21 protein-coding genes are annotated in these 21,271 nt (G+C 71.7%); 17 read left to right on the top strand and 4 right to left on the bottom strand.

Annotation, left to right across the window (positions count from 1 at the left end):
* The 9 genes from NBZ85_RS09280 to NBZ85_RS09320 form a co-directional block, all read left to right on the top strand.
* Positions 1–971 (top strand): ABC transporter permease subunit (locus NBZ85_RS09280; protein WP_308205168.1); only part of this gene is annotated, 971 nt, incomplete at its 5' end.
* Positions 968–1,858: an ABC transporter permease gene (locus tag NBZ85_RS09285; RefSeq protein WP_261557571.1), complete on the top strand. Its 891-nt coding sequence runs from the start codon at positions 968–970 to the stop codon at positions 1,856–1,858. The genes NBZ85_RS09280 and NBZ85_RS09285, both read left to right, overlap by 4 nt.
* Positions 1,840–3,687, top strand: coding sequence for a dipeptide ABC transporter ATP-binding protein (locus NBZ85_RS09290; RefSeq protein ID WP_372517747.1), 1,848 nt, complete (start codon positions 1,840–1,842; stop codon positions 3,685–3,687). The genes NBZ85_RS09285 and NBZ85_RS09290 overlap by 19 nt, the downstream gene beginning before the upstream one ends.
* Complete coding sequence (locus NBZ85_RS09295; protein WP_261557573.1) at positions 3,687–4,511, top strand: DUF1684 domain-containing protein; 825 nt, start codon at positions 3,687–3,689, stop codon at positions 4,509–4,511. Before NBZ85_RS09290 ends, NBZ85_RS09295 begins: the two co-directional genes overlap by 1 nt.
* Positions 4,508–5,590 carry an LLM class flavin-dependent oxidoreductase gene (locus NBZ85_RS09300; protein WP_261561791.1) on the top strand — a complete coding sequence of 361 codons (1,083 nt, stop codon included), beginning with the start codon at positions 4,508–4,510 and terminating at the stop codon, positions 5,588–5,590. Before NBZ85_RS09295 ends, NBZ85_RS09300 begins: the two co-directional genes overlap by 4 nt.
* 155 nt (positions 5,591–5,745) lie before the next feature.
* Positions 5,746–5,856: a mycofactocin precursor MftA gene (gene mftA, locus NBZ85_RS09305; protein WP_044883333.1), complete on the top strand. Its 111-nt coding sequence runs from the start codon at positions 5,746–5,748 to the stop codon at positions 5,854–5,856.
* Positions 5,841–6,182, top strand: coding sequence for a mycofactocin biosynthesis chaperone MftB (gene mftB / locus NBZ85_RS09310; RefSeq protein ID WP_261557583.1), 342 nt, complete (start codon positions 5,841–5,843; stop codon positions 6,180–6,182). The genes mftA and mftB overlap by 16 nt, the downstream gene beginning before the upstream one ends.
* Positions 6,179–7,432, top strand: coding sequence for a mycofactocin radical SAM maturase (gene mftC, locus NBZ85_RS09315; RefSeq protein WP_261557585.1), 1,254 nt, complete (start codon positions 6,179–6,181; stop codon positions 7,430–7,432). The genes mftB and mftC overlap by 4 nt, the downstream gene beginning before the upstream one ends.
* Positions 7,433–7,485: 53 nt before the next feature.
* The gene (locus tag NBZ85_RS09320) at positions 7,486–7,842 is read left to right on the top strand and encodes a winged helix-turn-helix transcriptional regulator (protein WP_261557586.1); all 357 of its coding nucleotides are present in this window, start codon (positions 7,486–7,488) and stop codon (positions 7,840–7,842) included.
* A gap of 111 nt (positions 7,843–7,953) precedes the next feature.
* On the opposite strand, the gene NBZ85_RS09325 is transcribed toward NBZ85_RS09320, so the two are convergent.
* On the bottom strand, positions 7,954–8,517 hold the full coding sequence (locus NBZ85_RS09325; RefSeq protein WP_261557587.1) for a YceI family protein: 564 nt from the start codon (positions 8,515–8,517) through the stop codon (positions 7,954–7,956).
* Between the two features lie 85 nt (positions 8,518–8,602).
* The gene (locus NBZ85_RS09330) at positions 8,603–8,782 is read right to left on the bottom strand and encodes a hypothetical protein (protein ID WP_261557588.1); all 180 of its coding nucleotides are present in this window, start codon (positions 8,780–8,782) and stop codon (positions 8,603–8,605) included.
* Positions 8,783–8,985: 203 nt separating this feature from the next.
* Between NBZ85_RS09330 and mftD the strand changes: the two genes are divergently transcribed.
* Together mftD and NBZ85_RS09340 are read left to right on the top strand one after the other, a co-directional pair.
* The gene (gene mftD / locus NBZ85_RS09335; protein ID WP_261557591.1) at positions 8,986–10,164 is read left to right on the top strand and encodes a pre-mycofactocin synthase MftD; all 1,179 of its coding nucleotides are present in this window, start codon (positions 8,986–8,988) and stop codon (positions 10,162–10,164) included.
* 505 nt (positions 10,165–10,669) lie between these two features.
* Positions 10,670–11,869: an ABC transporter substrate-binding protein gene (locus tag NBZ85_RS09340; RefSeq protein WP_261557592.1), complete on the top strand. Its 1,200-nt coding sequence runs from the start codon at positions 10,670–10,672 to the stop codon at positions 11,867–11,869.
* A gap of 264 nt (positions 11,870–12,133) precedes the next feature.
* On the opposite strand, the gene NBZ85_RS09345 is transcribed toward NBZ85_RS09340, so the two are convergent.
* Positions 12,134–13,183: an HNH endonuclease signature motif containing protein gene (locus tag NBZ85_RS09345; RefSeq protein ID WP_261561792.1), complete on the bottom strand. Its 1,050-nt coding sequence runs from the start codon at positions 13,181–13,183 to the stop codon at positions 12,134–12,136.
* 37 nt (positions 13,184–13,220) lie between these two features.
* Here NBZ85_RS09345 and NBZ85_RS09350 point away from each other — a divergent pair, with 37 nt between their 5' ends.
* Positions 13,221–14,663 carry a recombinase family protein gene (locus tag NBZ85_RS09350; protein WP_261561793.1) on the top strand — a complete coding sequence of 481 codons (1,443 nt, stop codon included), beginning with the start codon at positions 13,221–13,223 and terminating at the stop codon, positions 14,661–14,663.
* A 137-nt stretch (positions 14,664–14,800) separates the two neighbouring features.
* Positions 14,801–15,094: an energy transducer TonB gene (locus tag NBZ85_RS09355; RefSeq protein WP_261561799.1), complete on the top strand. Its 294-nt coding sequence runs from the start codon at positions 14,801–14,803 to the stop codon at positions 15,092–15,094.
* Positions 15,095–16,505: 1,411 nt separating this feature from the next.
* Here NBZ85_RS09355 and NBZ85_RS09360 read toward each other — a convergent pair.
* Positions 16,506–17,930, bottom strand: a complete 1,425-nt coding sequence (locus NBZ85_RS09360; protein WP_261561794.1) for a hypothetical protein — start codon at positions 17,928–17,930, stop codon at positions 16,506–16,508.
* Between the two features lie 395 nt (positions 17,931–18,325).
* Between NBZ85_RS09360 and NBZ85_RS09365 the strand changes: the two genes are divergently transcribed.
* The 4 genes from NBZ85_RS09365 to NBZ85_RS09380 all read left to right on the top strand — a co-directional run bounded on the left by NBZ85_RS09365 (position 18,326) and on the right by NBZ85_RS09380 (position 21,105).
* Positions 18,326–18,631, top strand: coding sequence for a DUF397 domain-containing protein (locus tag NBZ85_RS09365; protein WP_261561795.1), 306 nt, complete (start codon positions 18,326–18,328; stop codon positions 18,629–18,631).
* Entirely contained in the window at positions 18,624–18,821 is a 198-nt protein-coding gene (locus NBZ85_RS09370) for a hypothetical protein (protein WP_261561796.1), read from the top strand. Before NBZ85_RS09365 ends, NBZ85_RS09370 begins: the two co-directional genes overlap by 8 nt.
* Positions 18,818–19,330, top strand: a complete 513-nt coding sequence (locus NBZ85_RS09375) for a hypothetical protein (protein ID WP_261561797.1) — start codon at positions 18,818–18,820, stop codon at positions 19,328–19,330. The genes NBZ85_RS09370 and NBZ85_RS09375 overlap by 4 nt, the downstream gene beginning before the upstream one ends.
* A gap of 389 nt (positions 19,331–19,719) precedes the next feature.
* Complete coding sequence (locus NBZ85_RS09380; RefSeq protein ID WP_264761481.1) at positions 19,720–21,105, top strand: replication initiator; 1,386 nt, start codon at positions 19,720–19,722, stop codon at positions 21,103–21,105.
* Positions 21,106–21,271: the final 166 nt, after the last annotated feature.

Raw genomic sequence — 21,271 nt, forward strand, 5'->3', positions numbered from 1 at the left:
GGGCAGCGGGCATGCGACGGTATGTGCTGCGCCGCCTCGCCCAGGCCGTCGCCGTGCTGTGGGCGGCGTACACGCTGTCGTTCCTCGTCCTGGACTACCTGCCGGGCGATCCCGTCTCGGCGATGGCCGGCGGCGGGCTGGACGGCGAGCAGGTCGGGCCCGAGCAGGTCGCGGCGCTGCGGGCCCAGTACGGCTTCGACCGGCCGGTGCTCGCCCAGTACGCCGACTACCTGGGCCGGGCGGTGCGCGGCGACTTCGGCGACTCGGTGGCCACCGGCCGCCCGGTGGCCCGCGTCATCACCGAGGCGCTGCCGCAGACGCTGGCGCTCGCCGGCGCCGCACTGCTGCTCGCGGTCCTCGCCGGCGGTGGGCTGGCGCTGGTGGCGACCTACACCCGGCACCGCGCGCTGCGCCAGGCACTGCTGTCGCTGCCGTCGCTGGGGGTCTCGGTGCCGGCGTTCTGGGTGGGGCTGGTGCTCGTCCAGCTGCTGTCGTTTCGCGCCCGGCTGTTCCCCGCGTTCGGCAACGACGGGCTGCGGGGGCTGGTCCTGCCGGCGGTCACCCTCGCCGTGCCCAGCAGCGCGATCATCGCCCAGGTGCTGGCGAAGAGCCTGCTGGCAGCGTTGGAGGAGCCGTACGTGCAGACCGCGCGGGCCAAGGGCGCCGGGCGGGTGCGCATCCATCTGCGCCACGCACTGCGCGGCGCGGCGCTGCCCACGGTGACGATCATCGGGGTGCTGGTGGGGCAGCTCATGGCGAACGCGGTCGTCGTCGAGACGGTGTTCTCCCGCAACGGGCTGGGCCGGGTGACCGCGGCGGCGGTGGGCGCCCAGGACATCCCGGTCGTGCAGGGCGTCATCGTGTTCGGGTCGCTGGTGTTCGTGCTGGCGAACCTGGCCGTCGACCTGGTCTACCCGCTGCTCGACCCGCGGATCGTGGTCGCGCCCGCGGTGCGGGGCGGGCTCGCGTGAGCGGCCCGTTGCTCGTCGGGCCCGCCGCCGAGCTGCCCGCCACCGGCCTCGGGACCGCGGGCGCCCGCCGGCTGGGCCGTTTCCTGCTGCGCCGCCCCGGGCTCGTGCTCGCCGTCGCGTGCCTGGTGCTGGTGGTGCTGGCCGCGTTCTGGCCGGCGCTGTTCACCGGCCGCGACCCGCTGGTGGGCGACCCGGCGCAGAACTTCCGCCCGCCTGGCGCCGGGCACTGGTTCGGCACCGACGAGCTCGGCCGAGACACCTTCACCCGAGTCGTGCACGGCGCGGCGCTGTCGCTGAAGGCGACGCTGATCGCGGTCGCCGTCGCCTTCGTCGTCGGCGGCACCCTGGGGCTGGTCGCCGGCTTCGTGGGTCGCTGGGTCGAGGACGTGCTCATGCGGCTCGTCGACGTGCTGCTGTCGATCCCGGCGCTGTTCCTGTCGCTGGCGCTGGTCACCGCGCTCGGCTACGGCACGGTGAAGGTGGCGCTCGCCGTCGGGATCGCGAGCGTCGCCTCCTTCGCCCGGGTCATGCGCGCCGAGGTGCTGCGGGTGCGCCAGGCCGGCTACGTCGAGGCGGCCCGCGCCAGCGGCGCGCGCTGGTACACCCTGCTCGGCCGGCACGTGCTGCCCGCCGCGATCGGCCCGGTCGTCGTGCTCGCCACCCTCGACTTCGGCACCGCCGTGCTCGCCGTGTCGTCGTTGAGCTTCCTCGGCTACGGCGCCGCCCCACCGGCCCCCGAATGGGGCACGCTCGTCGCCGGCGGTCGCAACTACCTGGCCAACGCCTGGTGGCTGTCGACGCTGCCGGGGCTGACCATCGCCGCGACCGTGCTGGCGACGAACCGCGTCGCCCGCGCCCTCGACGGAGAATGGGCGGCCGCGCGGTGACCCGGGACCCCACGCCGACCGTCCCGGCCACGCCGCAGACCCCGCCGGCGCCTGCGGAGGACTCCCCTGAGGGCGCCGCCGCGGACGTCCTCGCGGACCCTGCCACGGTGGGCCTGCTGGCCGTGCGCGGGCTGCGGGTGTCGTACCGTGCGCGCGGCGGCGAGGTCGAGGCGGTGCGCGGCGTCGACCTCGACGTCCACCCCGGGGAGATCGTCGCCCTGGTCGGCGAGTCGGGTTCGGGCAAGAGCACGACGGCGCACGCCATCATCGGCCTGCTGCCCGCCGGCGGGCGCATCGACGCCGGCACCGTCCACTTCGGCGGTGAGGACCTGGCGGCGATGTCGCCGCGGGGGCTGCAGGCGGTGCGCGGGCGGCGCATCGGTCTCATCCCGCAGGACCCCGCCGTCTCGCTGAACCCGGTGCAGCGCATCGGTGACCAGGTCGCCGAGGTGCTGCGCATCCACGGGCTGGCGCCGCGCCGCGCCGCCGCGCCTGCCGCCGTCGAGCTGCTCGAACGCGCCGGGCTGCCGGCGGCCGCCATCCGGGCCCGCCAGTACCCCCACGAGCTCAGCGGCGGGATGCGCCAGCGGGCGCTCATCGCCATCGCGATCGCCGCCGGCCCCGCTCTGATCATCGCCGACGAACCGACGAGCGCCCTCGACGTCACCGTGCAGCGGCGCATCCTCGACCATCTGCAGGGGCTGGCCGAGGGCAGCGGGACGGCGATCCTGCTCGTCACGCACGATCTCGGCATCGCCGCCGACCGGGCGGCGCGGGTCGTGGTGATGAACGCCGGCCGGGTCGTCGAGACCGGGCCGACCGCCCGGATCCTCGACGACCCCCGCGACCCCTACACCCGCCGGTTGGTCGCCAGCGCACCGAGCCTCGCCGTGACCCTTCCCGCCGCGGCGTCCGCCTTCACCCATCCCGCCGCAAGGCCCGCCGCGCGGCCGGATGCGACGGCGGCCCCGGATCCGACCGCGCAGGTCCTGGTGCGGGTCGAGCATCTGGTCAAGGATTTCCCGCTGCCGCGGATGGCCGGTGGCGGGCCGCGGTCGGTGCGGGCCGTCGACGACGTCGGCTTCGAACTGCGCCGCGGCGAGACACTGGCCGTGGTCGGCGAGTCGGGGTCGGGCAAGTCGACCACAGCCCGGCTCGTGCTGCGCCTGGCCGAGCCGAGCGCCGGGCGGATCGTCTTCGACGGCGAGGACGTCACCGCCGCCCGCGGCGCCCGGCTGCGCGCCCTGCGCCGCCGGGCGCAGCTGATCTACCAGAACCCGTACGCCTCGCTGAACCCGCGGTTCTCCGTCGCCGAGGTGATCACCGAGCCGCTGCGGGTGTTCCGCGTCGGCGACCGGGCCACCCGCCTGGCCCGCGCCCGCGAGCTGCTCGACCGGGTCGCGCTGCCGGCCGCGACGCTGCGCCGCCGCCCCGGGGAGCTCTCCGGCGGGCAGCGTCAGCGGGTCGCGATAGCCCGGGCCCTGGCGCTGGGGCCCGACCTGGTCGTCTGCGACGAGCCGGTCTCCGCCCTCGACGTGTCGGTGCAGGCCCAGGTGCTTGACCTGCTTGCCGAGTTGCAGGCCGACACCGGCGTGGCGTATCTGTTCATCTCGCACGACCTGGCCGTCGTCCGCCGGATCGCCCACCGGGTGGTCGTGCTGCGCGGCGGGCGGATCGTGGAGACGGCGCCGACCGCGGACCTGTTCGCCCATCCCACCGACGACTACACCCGCGACCTGCTGGCGGCCATCCCCGGCCGCGCCCGCAGGCCCCCGGCCGACGCCAGCCTTCGAGCCGACGCCAGCCTTCGAGTGAACAAGGAGTCCTGATGACGGTGCAGCAGATCGACGACCGCGCGACGTTCGAGCAGCAGTGGCAGGAGTGGTACGAGGCGCGGGAGCGGTCGCTCACCGACCCGTACGGCTTCCTCGCCGTCACCGCCCTGCACTGGCTCGGCACCGAGCCGACCCGCTTCGACGACGCCCCCGGAGCCTGGTCGACGGGCGAGGCGGGGGTGACCGTCGAGCTCGCCGACGGCGAGGAGCTCACCGTCGGCGGCGAGCGCCGCACCGGCCGGTACACCTTCGCGCCCATCGCGGAGCGAGGCAGCGTGTACGCCACCGCCGGCGACGCGGTCGTCGAGGTTGCCCGCCGCGGCGGGCAGGACATCGTCCGCCCCCGCCATCCCGGCAACCGGCTGCGCCTCGACCACACCCCGACCCCGGCCTACCCGCCGGATCCCCGCTGGGTGCTCACCGGACGTTATGTGCCCTTCGACGCGCCGCGGCCCGTCACGGTCGGCGCGGCCGTGGAGAGCCTCGCCCACGTCTACGACGCACCCGGGCGCGTCGAGTTCACCGTCGACGGACAGCCGCTGGCGCTGACCGCCTTCCCCGGCCACACCGCCGGCAGCCTGCTGCTGCTGTTCACCGACGCGACCAGCGGGGTGACCACGTACGCGGCGAACCGGTCGCTGACTCTCGACGCGCCCGCCGCCGACGGCACGGTGACCCTGGACTTCAACCGGGCCGGCAACCTGCCCTGCGCCTACACCGACCTGGCGACCTGCCCGCTGCCACCGGCGGAGAACCGGCTGCCCGTCGCGGTCGACGCCGGTCACCGCATCCCGCACGAGCGCATCTCGCGATCATGAGCGTCCCGCCATCCCCGCCCGCTCCGGCCGCGGCGCCTGGCGACGGCCCCGCCATCACGTCGCTGTCGTTCCTCACCCCGGGCAACTACCCCGACGACGACCCCCACGCGGGCCTGGAGGACACCCTGCGGCTGTTCGAGCTCGGGGAGCGGCTGGGCTTCGACGGTGCCTGGATCCGCCAGCGGCACCTGGAGCACGGGGTGTCCTCGGCGGCGGTGTTCCTCGCCGCCGCCGGCCAGCGGACCCGGCGGATCCAGCTCGGCACCGCGGTCATCCCCATCGGGTACGAAAGCCCGTTCCGGCTGGCCGAGGATCTCTCCGTCGCCGACGTGCTCTCCGGCGGCCGGCTGCAGGTGGGGCTCAGCGCCGGGACCCCGCCGCATGCCGAGCTGCTCGGCGACCTCGTCTTCGACGGCGACTGGCGCAGCTTCGACCTGTCCTACGGCCGCATCGCCCGGCTGCGCGACAACCTGCTCGGCGACCACCTCGGCGACCCCGACACCGTCATCCATTCGCCGGGCAACACCCAGCGCCCCCGCCTGCAGCCGCATGCACCCGGCCTCGCAGACCGGCTCTGGTACGGCGGTGGCAGCCTGCGCTCGGTGCGCTGGACCGGCGAGAACGGCCTGAACCTGCTCACGGGCAACATCGTTTCAGGGGAGGGCATCGCCGCCGGGGAGGGTGTTGCCGACTTCGCGACCGCGCAGCGCACCCTCATCCGCGAGTACCGCCGCCTGGTCGGCGCCGACCGGCCCGCGCGGGTGGCCCTCGGCCGGGTCGTCGTGCCCTTCGACAGCGCCGACCGGGCCACCCGGGAGCGTTACCGGGTGTATGCCGCCGCCCGCCACGAGCGCACCCTGCGCCCGCACGGCGAGCGGCGGACCCTGTTCGCCCCCGACCTCGTCGGCGACGCGCAGCGGATCCTCGACGGGCTGCGGGCCGACGCGGCGGTGGCGGAGGTGAGTGAGCTGCGGGTGGAGCTGCCGTACGAGTTCGACCGCCGCGACTACGAGCAGATCCTGCACGACGTGGCGCACACCGTCGCCCCGGCCCTCGGCTGGCGTCCCCCGCCGGCCTGACCGGCTGCACGGGCTGCACGGGCTGCACGGGCCTGACCTGCCCGTTCCGGTCTGACATCTTCCCTTTGGCACTCGGTGCCACTAAAGTCGTTTCCGCGGCGGGACCAGACTCCACCGGTTCCGGACCCAGTCAGCTCTAGCGATCGGGAGTGTTCATGGAGGAGTCAGTGCAGGTCGACCAGGCCGTCGAGGCGCCCGCGGAGCCGGTCGTGGCGGACCTGCTCGTCGAGGAGGTCTCCATCGACGGCATGTGCGGCGTCTACTGAGCGCCGACCTACCGGACGAGCGCGGCGCGGCCGGCCTCGCGCCGGCCGCCGCCGGGTTCGACCTGGACCGGGCCTGGCGGCTGCATCCCCAGGTGTCCGTGCGGCCGGAGTCGTTCGGGGCGCTGCTCTACCACTTCGGTACCCGCAAGCTGTCGTTCCTGAAGGAGCCGGCGTTGCTGGCGCTGGTGGAGGCGTTGCCGGCGCATGCCAGCGCGCGGGCCGCGGCGGCCGCGGTCGGGCTGCCCGCAGCGTCCCTCGACCGCTACCAGCGGGCGCTGGCGACCCTCGCCGCGTCCTCCATGATCGTCGAGGGGAGTCCCCTGTGACCACCACCACCCCGGCGCGTCTCGTCGACCACTTCGCCCGCGGGCTCGCCGCCCCGATCTGCCTGACGTGGGAGCTGACCTACGCCTGCAACCTGGCCTGCCGGCACTGCCTGTCCAGCTCCGGGCGGCGTGACCCGCGGGAGCTGACGACCGCCGAGTGCCGCGCGGTCATCGACGAGCTGGAACGCATGCAGGTCTTCTACGTCAACATCGGCGGCGGCGAACCGACCGTGCGCGCCGACTTCTGGGACCTCGTCGACTACGCCACCGCCCACCACGTCGGCGTGAAGTTCTCCACCAACGGCGTGCGGATCACCCCCGAGGTGGCCACCCGGCTCGCCGCCAGCGACTACGTCGACGTGCAGATCTCCCTCGACGGGGCGACCGCCGAGGTCAACGACGCGGTGCGCGGCGCCGGCTCCTACGACACCGCGGTGCGCGCGATGACGAACCTGGCCGAGGCGGGCTTCCGCGGGTTCAAGCTGTCCGTCGTCGTCACCCGGCAGAACGTCGACCAGCTCGACGCCTTCGCCGCCCTGGCCGACCGCTACGGCGCCCAGCTGCGGCTGACCCGGCTGCGCCCGTCGGGGCGCGGCGCCGACGTGTGGGACGAGCTGCACCCCACCGCCGCCCAGCAGCGCCAGCTCTACGACTGGCTCGTCGCCGCCGGCGAGAACGTCCTGACCGGCGACTCCTTCTTCCACCTGTCCGCCTACGGCCAGGCGCTGCCGGGGCTGAACCTGTGCGGCGCCGGGCGGGTGGTCTGCCTCATCGACCCGGTCGGCGACGTCTACGCCTGCCCGTTCGCCATCCACGACGAGTTCCTCGCCGGCAACGTGCGCGACGCCGGCGGCTTCACCGGGGTGTGGCGGACCTCGGAGCTGTTCGCGGCGCTGCGCGAGCCGCAGTCCGCCGGGGCGTGCGCCTCCTGCGGGCATTTCGACGCCTGCCAGGGTGGCTGCATGGCGGCGAAGTTCTTCACCGGCCTGCCGCTCGACGGCCCCGACCCGGAGTGCGTGGTGGGCCACGGCGTCGACGCGCTGCTCGCCCGCGGGGACGCCGCCCCACCGAAGCCGTCCGTCGACCACTCCCGCACCGTCACGGCCAAGGCCGGGGGGCGCCGCGGCGGTGGCCCGGTGCCGGTGACGATCGGCCGCGCACCGAGCGTGCTGTCCCCGGCACTGCCGCCGGTCAGCGCCTGCCAGGAGGACCCCCTCGCCGGCTTCGATCCCGCCCTGGCCCGCGGTTGACCGGCATCAACCGAACGGGTGGTCCCCGGCGCCCGGCTCGTTAGCATGACCGCATGGTCCCGATGCCGCCGGACGGGGTGAGCTGCCAGGCGCTCGCCCCGGTCTTCGCCCTGCTGGGCAAGCGGTGGAGCGGGCTGATCATCGGTACGCTGCTGGCCGGTCCGGCCCGCTTCTCCGAGATCGCGAAACTCGTGCCCGGGGTGAGCGAGCGGATGCTGTCCGGGCGCCTCGCCGAGCTGTCCCAGGCCGGGCTGCTCGAACGCGAGGTGCTCGACGGCCCGCCGCTGGCCACCCGCTACCGGCTGACCGCGTGCGGCGAGGCGTTGCGCCCGGCGCTGCACGCCCTGGAGCTGTGGGCGCAGGAGCATCTCGTTCACGCCGACCCGCGGGCGGGCGCCGGCTGCGGCTGAGACGCCGCGCCATCCGGCCGCGGGCGCACGAACGCCGGGGCCGACCGGGACGTCCCGGCCTCCCCGGCGCCAGCGTGCTACGCGGTGAGGGTGGTGCGGTGGTGCGGTGGGTCAGGGAGCGATGAACTGCAGGTCGAGCTCGATCTTCACCTTGTCGGCCAGGGCGAGCTTGCCGGCACCGAGGGGCATGTTGAAGTTGATGCCGTAGTCGCTGCGCTTGATCTCGCCGGTCGCCGAGAACCCGGAGCGGACGCGGTTGTCGGCCGGGTGGGTGTCCACGCCGTAGAACTCCACCGCGAACGTCACCGGCTTGGTCACGCCGTTGATGCTCAGGTCACCGGTGAGCTCGTACTCCTCGCCGCTGCCGGAGATCGAGCTGGAGACGAACGTCATCGCCGGGTGCGCGGCCAGGTCGAAGAAGTCGGTGGAGCGCAGGTGCGCGTCCCGGTCGGCCTGGTTGGTGTTGATCGAGGCCAGGTCGATCGACGCGTCGACGGCGACGGACTCCAGCGCGTCGCCGACGGCGAGGTTCGCCGAGAACGTGTCGAAGCGGCCGCGCACGTTGGTGACGCCCAGGTGGCGGATCTGGAAGGTGACACTGGAGTGGGCCGTGTCGAGGGTCCAGGTACCGGGGACGAGCGGCAGCGGTGCGAGCTCGGACGAGGGGGCGGTCACGAGACCTCCATGGGCGGTTGAAGCCGGGCACCGTTGCGGCTGCAACGGTGGACGTACGAAACGATAGTGGCTAACGAAAGGCAAGTCACCGGGGGGCCGGGCCTGGACCGGCCTGGCGCCCGGCGCCGCCGCGCGAGAGGGCCGGCGGTGTGAGCACCGAACGCACCCGGACCGAGGTCGACTCGGTCGAGGCCGTCGTCGACCTGTTCCGCCACGCCTCGGCGTCGGCGTCGTAGCTCCACGACGGCGGCGAGGCACCGTGCATGCCCGGCCTCGTCTCTCGGATCATCCCCGCCGGGCGACCGGTGCGTAACGTCACCGGGATCGCTATAGTGGCACTCGGTGCCAAATCGCCCCGACCTTGCCGTCCGATTCCCGTTGCGTGCGGCCGGTGCCCGGCCGGAGGCGGCATCCGGGGCCCGTCGATCGCCGGTCGGTGGCGGGCGGACATGACGAGGTGGGAGCGCAATGGCCAGCACGAGGACATGGTTCGAAACGGTCGCCGAGGCCCAGCGCAGGGCGCGCCGACGGCTACCGCGGGGGGTGTACCAGGCGCTCGTCGCCGGGACCGAGGCCGGCGTCACGATGAACGACAACGTCGACGCGTTCGGCGAGCTGAAGATCCGGCCCCGGGTCGCCGACCTGCCGGCGACCCGCGACCTGTCCACGACGGTGATGGGGCAGCAGATCAGCTTCCCGGTGCTCATCTCGCCGACCGGGGTGCAGGCGGTGGATCCCGACGGCGAGGTCGCCGTCGCCCGGGCGGCCGCCGGCGCGGGCACGGCGATGAGCCTGTCCTCGTTCGCCTCCAAGCCGGTGGAGGAGGTCGGCGCGGTCACCGACAAGCTGCTGTTCCAGACCTACTGGGTGGGGTCGCGCGAGGAGATCCTCGCCCGCGCCGAGCGGGCCCGGGCGGCGGGTGCCAAGGGCCTGATCGTGACGCTGGACTGGGTGTTCGACTCGCGCCGCGACTGGGGTAGCCCGTTCATCCCGGAGAAGCTCGACCTCAAGGCGATGGCCCGCTACGCCCCGCAGGTCGCGCTGCGCCCGGGCTACCTCGCCCGCTGGCTGCGCAGCCGGTCCCTGCCCGACCTCGGCGTGCCGAACCTCGGCCCGCGCGAAGCCACGCCCCCGACCTTCTTCGGCGCCTACGGCCAGTGGATCGGCACGCCCCCGCCGACCTGGTCGGACCTGACCTGGCTGCGTGAGCAGTGGGGCGGACCCTTCATGATCAAGGGGATCACTCGGCCGGACGACGCCCGCCGGGCGGTCGACGTCGGCGCGAGCGCGATCTCGGTGTCCAACCACGGCGGCAACAACCTCGACTCCACCCCGGCGTCGATCCGCTGCCTGCCCGGTGTCGTCGACGCGGTGGGGGAGCAGGTCGAGGTGCTGCTCGACGGCGGGATCCGCCGTGGCAGCGACGTCGTCAAGGCGCTCGCGCTCGGCGCCCGTGCGGTGATGATCGGCAGGGCCTCCCTGTTCGGCATGGCCGCCGGCGGCGAGCGCGGCGTGACGAACGTGCTGGAGATCCTCCGCCAGGGCGTGAGTGAGACCCTGCTGGGGCTCGGCCATTCGTCGATCCACGAACTGTCGCCCGAGGACATCCTCGTCCCCGCCGGCTTCGCGATCGACCAGAAAGTCTGACCGTCCACGGTCGACCTGACGGGTAAAGCAACCCGGCGGATACAAACTGGAAACGGAATACCGGTGACGCGGTTCGGGGTGCAACTTCCTATTGCACCCCGAACCGCGTTTCTCTTGCATATTGCTTTGGGGGGCCGGCATCGTGCACCATCGTGCCATGCCGCGTCGTCATCGCAATGGGACCCCTTGTGCTGGATGGCTTAGTACTGTCGTTTCACCGACCGGAAACCGGATTAGGTTCCGGCCGGCGGCTGCCCGACCGAGACGTGCCGGGCAGCCAGGACAGGTGAACGCGTTCGGTGGTCGTCTTCTCCGGTCCGGATCGGACTGCCCCCCGGCGACGAACTCGGTGCGCTGCCAGCGGTGCCGCGCCGATGTCGCCCGACCGCAGTGAACATTCCGGCCGAATGATTCCGAACCGTTTTGCGGAGCCATTTGTGGCGGCGGTGCGCCGTGTCAGCATGGGGGTCACCTTCGAATGCGTCGCTGTGCCGTGAAACTGGGAATGTCGACGATCCTGCTGGGCCTGGCCGTCGGCACCGGATGTTCCGGGACAACCGCCTCGGCGGCATCCTGCACCGGTGACAGGGCGGCCCCGGGGGTGACCCGCGACGAGGTCCGGCTCGGCCTGCTCTACCCCGACTCGGGCCTGCTCGCCGCAGCGTTCCCGGGGCTGCGGGCCGGCGTCGATGCACGCCTCGGCGAGGCCGAGGCCGCCGGCGGGATACAGGGGCGCAACGTCGTCTACGACTGGCGTGACGACGCCGGCACCACCGAGGGGAACCTCAGCGGTGCCCGGGAACTGGTCGACCAGCGTGGCGCGTTCGGTGTCCTGGAGTTCACCGTCGCCGCCGGCGGCAGCGCGAAGTACCTCGCCGACCGGCGGATCCCCACCGTGGGCCTCGCGGCCGAGGACGTCTGGACGAAATACGGGAACATGTTCTCGTTCGCCAGCACCCTCGCCGCGCCGGTCGACAGCTACGGCCGGTTCGTCAAGGACCGCGGCGGCACGTCCGCCTTCCTGCTGCGCAGCGCAATGTCCGCCGGGGTCTCCGGCGCGGCCCTGCGGGTCGGGCAGAGCCTGCAGGCCCTCGGTGTCGGAGTCGTCGGCAGCTTCGCCTACACCCCCGGGGCGGACAGCGTGACCGACGTGGCCCGCGAGATCGTCTCCTCCGGCGCGGACACCGTCGTCACCATGATCACCCCGACGGACCTGCCCCCGGTGCTGCACGCGATCCGCGAGCTCGGCGGGAGCCCGAAGGTGGTGCTGTCGCTGAACGGCTACGACCACAGCCTGCTGCGCCGCCACGGCCCCGACCTGGCCGGAGTGCTCGTCCCGGTGTTCTACCGGCCCTTCGAGGCCGGCGGCGCCCCGATCCAGCACTATCTCGACGCGATGGCCCGCTACTCGCCGCAGACCGACGACGCCGAACAGGAGTTCGGCCTGATCGGCTACATCAACACCGACCTGTTCCTGCGCGGGTTGCAGGCCGCGGGCCCCTGCCCCACCCGGCAGTCCTTCCTCGCCGGGATGCGCACCCTGACCCGCTACGACGCGGGCGGGCTCATCCAACCGACCAACGTCGGTGCCACCCGTGGCCGACAGCCGACCTGCTTCGCGCTGATGCAGGTCAACCCGTCGGGCAGCGCCTTCACCGTCGCGCAGGACAACCTGTGCGGCCGGGCGCTCGGCCCGACCCTCTGACGGCTCCGCGCGGCGGCCCGGCCCCGGCCGCCGCGCGGGCCGCCCGACGTCCGGCGGGGGGCGCCGCCGCCCCCCGCCGGACGTGTCCCGCCGCCTGCCGTGCCGAACGCGCGGTTCCGGGCAACGCCATGATCGCGCGACCTTGACGGCGGGGCGTGGTTCCGCGGAGCACCGCGGGGCGGAGCGTGCGCGGCTCGGAGCGCCGTCGGCGGAGCGCCGTCGGCGGAGCGGCGGAGGCCCGGCTGTCACGGTCGGTGGTGGCGGTCATGTGGTGGCCAGGAGGTCGGTGGGGTTTTGGGTGTAGGGGTTGCGGCGTGGACGTTGGCGGGGGTCGATGCGCCAGGGTGGGATGTAGGCGGGGTGGCCGTCTTCGGCGAAGACGATGGTCCAGCCGTCGTGGTGGACCTGCCGATGATGCTGGCCGCAAATCAGGACAAGATTGTGCAAAGCAGTGGCGCCATCATTTTTCCAGTGGGTGCAGTGGTGGCATTCGCACCATGAGGGTGGCCGGTCGCATCCGGGGAAGGTGCAGCCCCGGTCGCGGGCGACCAACGCGCGGCGCATCTGCGGGGGGACAACCCGGGTAGATCGTCCGACGTCGAGGGGAACACCGGCGGGGTCGAGCACGATCCGGCTGATCTCCGCGTCGCAGCTCAACCGGGCCAGGGTGCTGTGGGGGAGCGGAAGACCCCAGCCGGTGGTGGCGGGGATGGTGCCGCTGGCGAGCAGGGTGTTCCAGTCGACGATGACGGTCAGATGCGGCCGTACCCCGCCGGTCTCGGGGACGGCCGCGGCGCCCAACGCCCGGTTGACCAGGTCGACCAGCGCGTCGGCGCGGCGGCGGGCGGGGCTACGCCGGTCGGGAGTGCCGTCCGCGGCGGGCCGCGGCGCGGCGAGGCTGTCCAGGGCGGTGCGCAGCAGGGCGGCGCCCTCGGCATCGAGTTCCCCGCTGATCAGGGTGGTGCCGGTAGGGGTGTCGGTGAAGGTGAGGCGGCGGATGTCCGCCGGGTCCGAGCTCGGCTTCTCCCCACCATCATCATCCCCACCGCCGGCACCGGCACCGGCACCAGCACCGCCGGTGCCGGGTTTGGTGTGTTCACCGGTGCGGCCGTCGGCGTGGGGATCATCGCCGCCGGGGGAGGCGTCCACCATCGTCAGTGTCTCGCGGAGGCGGGCGGCGATTTTGGTGAGGTGGATGGTGTCGAACTTGTCGGCGAAGCCGATCAGAGCTCGTTCGGCGGCGGTGCGCTGTTCGGGGGTGGTTGCGGTGGGCAGACTGCGCATCGCGTCGCAGATGACGACAGCATGTCTCATAGTTCAATTGAGGCACTGCTCGTTTTAGAATAGTCCTATGACGATTACTGATCCTTTCGTCTCTGCTGGTTCAACTGTCGGGCTGTTGCGTCCGGTGGGGTATGTGCGTATCTCGTTGGATCGGGAGGGTGCGGGTCTGGGGGTTGCCCGTCAGACTGCGGACTTGAACGATGTGGCGGATCGGCTGGGGATGCCGCGTCCGGAGGTCGTGACGGACAACGATGTATCGGCGTATTCGCGGAAGCGGCGTCCGGGGTATGAGGAGGTGCTGTCCGGGATCGCGTCGGGCCGGTGGAACGTTCTCCTCATCTGGCATGTGGACCGGTTGACCCGTAACCCGAAGGAACTCGAAGAGATCGTCGATTTGGCGAATCAGACCGGGTTGCGTATCGAGACGGTCAAGGGCGGTCGGGTTGATCTGTCGACTGGTGAGGGCCGGTTGCATGCTCGGATCCTCGGGGGGTTGGCGCGTTACGAGTCGGAACATCGGTCGGACCGGATCCGGCGGAAGATGTTGCAGAACGCTGAGGCGGGTCTTCCGCATGGGGGCATGCGGCGCCCGTTCGGCTACGACAAGGATGGGATGACGGTCCGCCCGGATGAGGCGGAAGTGATCCGCTGGGCGATCGGCGGGGTGATCGCGGGCCGTACGCTGCGGGCGCTGGTGGGCGAGTTGAACGATGCCCAGGTGGCGACGTCGACCGGGGTTCCCTGGTCGGTCACGGTGCTACGGAAGGTGCTGATCGGCGGACGGATCGCGGGGCTGCGAGTGCATCAAGGTCGGGTCCTGGGCCCGGCGGCGTGGCCTGCGATCGTGAGCATGCCCCGGTGGGAGTTGTGCCGGGCGGTGCTGACGGACCCGGCGCGCCGTACAGCATCGGGAAACAAGCCCAACCGGTTGGTGTCCGGGATCGCGCTGTGCGGCCGGTGCGGGAAGGTGATGCGCGCGGGTGGGAACCGTGCCGGGGCGCGGATGTACCGGTGCGCGTCGGCGAATCACCTGCGGCGCCGCGGTGATCTCGTCGACGATGTGGTAACCCGGTTCGTGGTGGGCTGGCTGGCCCGGGATGGCGTGACGTTCGACGTGCCGGACATCGCGGTTCCTACCCATGACCTACGGGCCCGCGCCGATGAGGTCCGGCTGCGTATCAGTCAGGTCGAAGACGCCCTTGTCGGTGATCCCACCGATGATCTGAAAGATGTTTCCGTCGACGGGCTGAAGCGGAACCTGGCCCGGTTGCGTGGGAAGCTTGAAGACCTGGAACGGGACGAAAAACTGACGGCTCTGCCCTCGGCGTTGCACGGGGTGACGGCGGAGAATTTCCCGGGCCTGCCGTTGGACCGGCGGCGCAGCATCGTCGATTACCTGTGCAAGGTCACGGTATTGCCTGCCAGTAAGGGCGGACATGCGGGCGAAGAGTCCATCGACGTGATTCCGCACCCGGATCGTTTCCCGGCTGCGGCTGCGGCTGCGGCGTAGCGGCGTCGTCCACGACTTCCCCGCGAGGAACGGCCCTGCGGGGTGGCAAGGAATAGGCGGCCCGGGACGGTGTTACCAGCACCGGCCCCGGGCCTTGATCCCAATCCTGAGACAGACAGGAAGTGGAACCCGTGAGCATGATGCCAGAGGTGCGGATCGGTGGGGGTAGCCGGTCAATGGTGGGTGTGGATCTTCACGCGCATCCGGGAGAGGCGGCGGATGTGTATCTTCCGGCGGCGGGTCCGCGGTTCTCGGTGCTGCGCCCGACGTTGATCCTTCCGGCGGGGGTGCGGGTGAGTGTGGCGTCGGATATGCCGTATGACGTGGCGGCGCGGTGGTGGGACTCGGTGACGGTGTCGGCGACGATGGCAAGCCAGTGGTACGCCTCGCACGTCAACGGCTGGCCCAGCGGGAAGCAGCAGAACAGGTAGACGCGCACGGCGCTTCGAGCGGTCGGTAACCCTGCGGGGTTACCGGCCGTCGTCGTGTCCGGGCCCGGCGCGCCCGGCGGCGGCATCTCAGGTGTTCCGACCGAGGCGGGCTCGTCGTCTGGCCGTGCCAGAGCCGTCCGGAGCGGGAATCCTCGTCGGAAGCGGTGCGCCCACGGCGCTCGGGCGACCGGAAGCGCCCAAAGGCACCGGGAACCCAATACCTATCGACCCTGAATCGTCATTTCTGTTTCGTTGCACGCGATACGCAACGATGGGACGAAACGTTAAGGCGTGGGTGTTCCGGTGAGGTCACGCGCCGTGCGCTCGGAAGGATGCCTTCTGACCAGGAAGAATACCCGTCCGCGGGACGTCCGGCGGGCTGCCGCACTTCATAGACCCCGGGCTGAGCTGATCTCCTCCGTCGGTCGGGCGGCGCAGCCCTACCCCGGGTTCTCCCGACCGGGCAAGGGCGCCAACGACACGCATCCCGTGCTGGGCGCTGTGCGTCCCTTGCGCGGGCGGGAGGTTCCGGGGTAGCCCTCCGGGGACCGGGCGGCGGAGGCGATCAGCGGACGTCCCCACCCCGCTGCCCACGCGACCGGCGGCCCCTCCCCTCCTCCAGAGAGAGGGCCGGGGTCCGGGGCAGAGCCCCGGGATCACGAGCGGATGTCGGGCTACCGGTCCTGAACTGGAAGTCAGCGGGGGCCGATCTACCGTGCTGCTGCGGCGTGGCTACGATGTACCACGGAGGGTGTCAAACTGCCTCATCCGTCATGTCTGCTGGCCGTCGGTACGAGCTCGGCCGACGGCGGCCGGGAGATCCAATTGGGTCTCAGTGGTTCGCTAGCAGACAGAAGGAGAGTGCATGGATCATCCCTCACCGAAGGGTGATCGTTTCGAGAGGAGGGCCCTGGACGCGCAGTCCTGGCTCAACCTCGCGGGCATCACGCTTCGTAACATGGACCACTTGGGCTCCGCCCGAGTGGCGGAGGCCCTCGCGGTCACAGTGGGACTGGCGACGCGCATCTGGATGACACGCCGAAAGCGTCGCTAGCTAGTGCTAGAGCTCCTTCGGGGCACCCTGCCAGGTGTCCCGGGGGAGCTTCCCCTCATCGAGCTGACAACGTCAGTATATAGCGCCGGTGAAAGTAGCTTGACGCCCACTGTCTGGGTGGGTGGAAGTCCACTCTCTGGGTGGGTGGAAGTCCGGTGGTTTTCGCGACGCTCCGACGGGCCGACGCTCCGACGGGCCTGCGGGGGCGACGCCCCGACGGGGTGCCGACCGGAGGGAGGCGGGGCCCCGTCGTGGTGCGGCGACACCGTCGGCCCGGCGGGTGCGGCGAGCGCGGCGTGTGCGGCGCGGCGGCCCGAAGGGCCGCCCTTGAAACCGCATATAAAGTCTGCGATGGATCTATTCGGGTAGACGGACGGGGCTTGTGACCTGGCGGTATGCCTCGATTTCCGCGGCGGTATCGAGGGCGCGGCGCGATCGGCCGTATCGGGGGTCGGTGAGGGCTGTCTGTACTCGTCCGGTGAGGGTGCGGATGCCGTGGTTGCGTCGGGCCGCGGGCAAGGTGAGTACCGGCGTGAGGGCGTCGCGGGCTCCGTCGGGGTCGCCGTGGCGGGCGCGGGCAAGGGCGAGGTTGATGTGTGCGCCGGCTCGGCTGCCGTAGCTGAGGTCGGCGGCGTCGGGTTCGGCGAAGGCTTCGACGGCGTGCAGGGCGGCCTGTTCGGCGGTCGGCTCGTCGGGGAGTAGCGACAGGGCGTCGGAGGCGACGAAGAGTTGTACGGCTAGCGGGGTGGTGAGCTCGCCGCCGATTTCATCGAGATCATCGGGTTGGGTGAGATCGCGGACGTCGGCGGCTCTCGCGATCGCGGTCCGTGTGCCTTCGGCGTTGCCGAGGGCAGCGTGTGCCCGTGCGGTGTTGGCGAAGACTTCCGTCAAGATCGATCCGTGGACCTGGTGGGCGTTCTGCTCGGCGAGGCTGAGGTAGCGCAGGGCTTCGCCGGGTGCTCCGGCCCAGTAGGCGGCGCGTGCCTGTTCTACGCGAATCCAGGTGCGAAGTCCGGGATGGTCGGCGCGGTCGGCGCAGAGGTAGGCGGCGCGGGCGTAGATGTGCGCGGTGCTGATTTGGCTGAGGTCGACGCCGGCGCGGGCGAGGAGACCGGACACGATGGCGGCGAGGAAGTAGAGGTCGCGTGCCTGGTCCGGATGGGTGGGGCCGTCGAGGAGTCGGAATGTGACCTTTTGCGCGTCGAGGAGTGGTCCGACGAGGTTCGTCGCCTCCGTGGGGAACGCGATGGCGAGTGCGCGGACCTGCTGTTGTAGAAGGTCGAGGACTTCCGGGCGGGCGGCGGCCCGTTCGGCGTTGACGATGAAATCGAACGTCTCGTCGGCCCCGGTCATGATCCGTCCTTCCGGCCTGTCGGTGAGGGGCGGTACGAGACGCGCCCCTGTCAGACCAGAGTAGGACGGTGGGCGGGGGTGTTGTGTCCTGTCGTTGGAGACCTCGACCGGCGGTTGCTGGGGGTGCGACGTCGCGGGAGGGGTCTCGTGTGGGTAGGGCCGGCGGAATCCTAGATCGGCTTCGGATGCTTGGAAGAAATGGCAGTAGGCGGCCCGGTAGTCCTTGCCGGGATAGGTCGTGCCGCGTTCGTGGGTGCCGATGACCTCGGGTGAGGCCATCGGCGGGATGAAGTCGGCTTGTCTGGCCTGCTCCCGGTCGAGGTTGCGGAGCTGGTCGGCGAGGGTGGTGAGCGTCAGTCCGAGCTTGACGCGGCGCTGTCGTAACCGCTCCGGATGCCATCCGGGGTGCTGGTCGGCCAGACGGGACATCACATGCTCGCTTCCATGGGGGCAATGCGAGAAGCGTAGCGGGATGCCTACGGTGCCGGACCGGTCTTGCTGTCCAGTCGGGCACTCCGTCGGCGATGTCTTGTGTCACCGGTGATGTCTTGCCTGCTTTCTCGTCCGATCTCTCGTGTTCTCGTGTGGAGCGTAGGAGAGCAGAGCCGAAGAAGGTGGAGCCGGGAGGACCTGGCTGGCTTGCGGGATCGCGGGGGGTTTCTTCTGGGCAGATCGTCGCCGCCCGGCTGAACTTATCGGTGACGGTTCCGGTCGGGTTGACCGCGTATCCCCGGCCGGGGCCGTCGTTCACCGTCCGGCGGGAGAGGGGAGGTTCTGGCGTGGGTGCCTGGGAAGACGAGCATTGCGCGCGGGTCGAGTGTGAGTTGGGGGTTTGGGGCCGGGACCGTCTGCTCTGGTTGCGGTCGTCGCGGGCCGGGACGGGTGCGGTGGAGGTGGCGGCGGTGCCGGGCTGGTCGCCGGTGTCGTCGATCGACGGGCCCGGGGTGGCGGTACGCCATAGCCGGGGCCCGGAGGGGGCGGCGTTGCTGTTCGAACTGTCGGAGTGGTCGGCGTTCGTCGCCGGTCTGCGTAGCGGGGAGTTCGCGCGGCTGCGTCGGACGGCTCTGGCGTCGGCGCCCCGCCGGGAGGAGTCCGCCGCCCCTGGGCAGGCGGTGGCCGGCGGTGGCTGAGGCGGCCGGCGCGGCGGTGTTGTGGGCGATCGCGGTCTTGCAGGGCCCGGCCCGCGTGGTGACCGGAACGGTCGGCCCGTTCCCCACGCCTGGGGCGGCGGAAGGCTACGCGCAGGGACACCGTTACGCCGATTGGCGGATTGTGCCGTTGGTGCTGCTGCCGATCCCGGTGGAAGTGGCCGGCCGGTGAGTGGTGTTTCGTGGGTCGCGGCGCAGGACGCCCGGTATCGCTCGCTGGTGGACATGGAGGTTCCCGACCGCAACGGGCTGCTGGTCGCGGCGCCGCTGTCGTATGACGTGGGTCGGGGTTGGGCTCCGGTGGAAGCGGAGTTCATTCCGGTGTCGGCTGATCGGCTGGTCGAGGTCGCGATGGGCCTGGCGGCGATGGCGGATGTGGGGATTGTCGCGATGCATTCCCAGGACACTGCGGCGGACGCGACCCGGTTGGCGTTCACGGTCGGGTTGCGGCTGGGGGTGTTCGCCCGGCCGTTCGGTCTGGTTCTCGCCGGTGTGGAACCGGTCGGACCTGAGACGTGCGCCCATGGCCGTCGGGTGGTCGTGCACGGCGTCGAGGTGCTCGCCGATGCCGGGCAGGGGGTCGGTTTTCCGGAATCGGCGACGTGGGTGCGCCGACAGGTGTGGGAGGTCATGCCATCCGGCCGGTATACCGCCTGGCGGGCGGCCGGTCGGGCCGGCTGACCTGGGCTGGTGGCGGCGGTGCGGTCTTCCCCCCGGCCGCCGTCACCATCGGGAGGACCCTGCCCCCTCCAGCGGGGTCCTCCCATCCTCATGACCGGCCCCGCTTCTTGTGCGGGGAACTGGTCACGTCCGCCCCGGGCGGGATGTCGTCGTCGGTCATCCCGCCCGGGGCTTTCCTGCATTTCGGGGAACCCAAGTCGGATGCGATGCGTTGATATGGGTGGCTGAGCTATTGCTATCGCCACTACTTAGAACGGGTCACGCCAATAAGACGGGCTGCCAATAGCTGGCCGGGCTCGGGGCGTCAACGACCGCCCTTGCCCGTTGACCTGTCTGCCGCCTGGCGTTAGCCGGGCTGGCCCGGGTCCGCCTGGAAGCGGTATCTCCCTATGTCCCAGGGTGTTCCCGACCCTCGTCGTGTTCCTGTTGTTGCTGGTGGTTGTTCTTCTCCGATTCGCCTGACCGGTCATACCGATCATGTTGATCGGGGTTCCGGTGAGGTTCGGCGGGTGTTCTCGTCCGCTGGTCAACCCGGCGGTGTGGTGCATGTGCGGTGTAACAATCGGCGGGAGTCGGTGTGTCCGGCGTGCTCGCAGGTTTACAAGCGTGATGCCCGGCGGATTGTGCTGTCCGGGTTGGCCGGTGGCGGCGGGGTGCCGGACACGGTGGCGGGTCATCCGGCGTTGTTCGTCACGCTGACCGCGCCCAGCTTCGGCCCGGTGCATTCCCGCCGCGCACCGGGGAAGGACGGGCAGGCGCGGGCGTGCCGGCCCCGGCGGGGCACGTGTCCGCATGGCCGTGCGGCGGGGTGTCATGCCCGCCACGGTGACGGGGATCCGCTGCTCGGGTCGCCGTTGTGCGCGGACTGCTTCGACTATCCGGGTGCGGTGGTGTGGAACAGTCTCGTGCCTCGGTTGTGGAAGGCGACCCGTGACGGCGTCGAGTCCGCCGTGGCCCGGTCGGCGGGGCTGACCGTGGCAGGGCTGCGCCGTCAGCTGCGGATCACGTTCGTGAAAGCAGCGGAAATGCAAGCCCGCGGCCTGGTCCACCTGCACGCCGTGATCCGGCTCGACGGGCGGACCGAGGACCCGGAGCAGATCACGGCGCCCCCGACGTGGGCGACCACGGATCTGATCGGTGACTGCCTGCGCGCCGTCTTGGCGGAGGTGACCGTGCCGGCACCGGACCCGGATGATCCGGGGGGAACGCGGGTGGTCCGCTGGGGTGCGCAGGTCGACATCTCCCCGATCGTTCTGGACCGTTCGACCGATGCCGGGCGGATTGCGAACTACCTGGCGAAGTATTTGACGAAGAGTGTGCAGGCCGGGGGGATGCTCGACCGGCCGGTGCGCAGCCTCGCTCACCTGGACCGGCTGCCGCTGAACGTGCACGGGCGGCGGCTGGTCGAGACCTGCTGGCAGCTCGGCGCCGACGAGCAGTATGCCGCCGCGCTCGATGAGGCGGCGGGACGGCTACCCGCGCGGACGGTGGGGCTGTTGCGCTGGTCGCATCAGTGGGGTTTCGGAGGTCACTGGCTCACGAAAGCCCGCCGGTACTCCATGACGTTCACGGTGCTACGCGACGGACGGCGGGTCTGGGCTCGCACGATGATCGCCGCGCAGTCCGGCGGGTCTCTCGTTGACGCCTTCGGTCGTCCGGACGGCGATCCGGCGACGGTCACTCTCCGGGCTTGGCAATATGCCGGCAGGGGCGGCCCGGACAGTCCACGACCACGGGTGGTCGGGCCGGGAAGCTTCCGCGGGGTGCAGCGGTGAACGGGCCGGGAGTACAGCCGTCCCTGTTCGACGATGTGCCGGGCGAGAACGACCCGGACCGGCGCGACGCCGGCCAGGAAACGAGCACCGAAGGTCCCTGCTCGACGCCAGCCCCGGACGTCACGCACGTCCCGCAGCGACCGGCACCGGCGGACGGGTGGGCGGG

Origin of the sequence: Frankia tisae, from assembly GCF_025403405.1 — a bacterium.
In the GTDB taxonomy this organism is placed as follows: domain Bacteria; phylum Actinomycetota; class Actinomycetes; order Frankiales; family Frankiaceae; genus Frankia; species Frankia tisai.

What these genes read in the sequence shown, in the direction of transcription:
- NBZ85_RS09295 (WP_261557573.1), top strand. Translation starts at nt 3,687, where the DNA reads ATGACGGTGCAGCAGATCGACGACCGCGCGACGTTCGAGCAGCAGTGG.
- mftA (WP_044883333.1), top strand. Translation starts at nt 5,746, where the DNA reads ATGGAGGAGTCAGTGCAGGTCGACCAGGCCGTCGAGGCGCCCGCGGAG.
- NBZ85_RS09345 (WP_261561792.1), bottom strand. Translation starts at nt 13,183, where the DNA reads ATGAGACATGCTGTCGTCATCTGCGACGCGATGCGCAGTCTGCCCACC.
- NBZ85_RS09350 (WP_261561793.1), top strand. Translation starts at nt 13,221, where the DNA reads ATGACGATTACTGATCCTTTCGTCTCTGCTGGTTCAACTGTCGGGCTG.
- NBZ85_RS09380 (WP_264761481.1), top strand. Translation starts at nt 19,720, where the DNA reads ATGTCCCAGGGTGTTCCCGACCCTCGTCGTGTTCCTGTTGTTGCTGGT.
- NBZ85_RS09320 (WP_261557586.1), top strand. Translation starts at nt 7,486, where the DNA reads ATGGTCCCGATGCCGCCGGACGGGGTGAGCTGCCAGGCGCTCGCCCCG.
- NBZ85_RS09355 (WP_261561799.1), top strand. Translation starts at nt 14,801, where the DNA reads ATGATGCCAGAGGTGCGGATCGGTGGGGGTAGCCGGTCAATGGTGGGT.
- NBZ85_RS09330 (WP_261557588.1), bottom strand. Translation starts at nt 8,782, where the DNA reads ATGCACGGTGCCTCGCCGCCGTCGTGGAGCTACGACGCCGACGCCGAG.
- mftD (WP_261557591.1), top strand. Translation starts at nt 8,986, where the DNA reads ATGGCCAGCACGAGGACATGGTTCGAAACGGTCGCCGAGGCCCAGCGC.
- NBZ85_RS09290 (WP_372517747.1), top strand. Translation starts at nt 1,840, where the DNA reads ATGGGCGGCCGCGCGGTGACCCGGGACCCCACGCCGACCGTCCCGGCC.
- NBZ85_RS09360 (WP_261561794.1), bottom strand. Translation starts at nt 17,930, where the DNA reads ATGTCCCGTCTGGCCGACCAGCACCCCGGATGGCATCCGGAGCGGTTA.
- NBZ85_RS09340 (WP_261557592.1), top strand. Translation starts at nt 10,670, where the DNA reads ATGTCGACGATCCTGCTGGGCCTGGCCGTCGGCACCGGATGTTCCGGG.
- NBZ85_RS09300 (WP_261561791.1), top strand. Translation starts at nt 4,508, where the DNA reads ATGAGCGTCCCGCCATCCCCGCCCGCTCCGGCCGCGGCGCCTGGCGAC.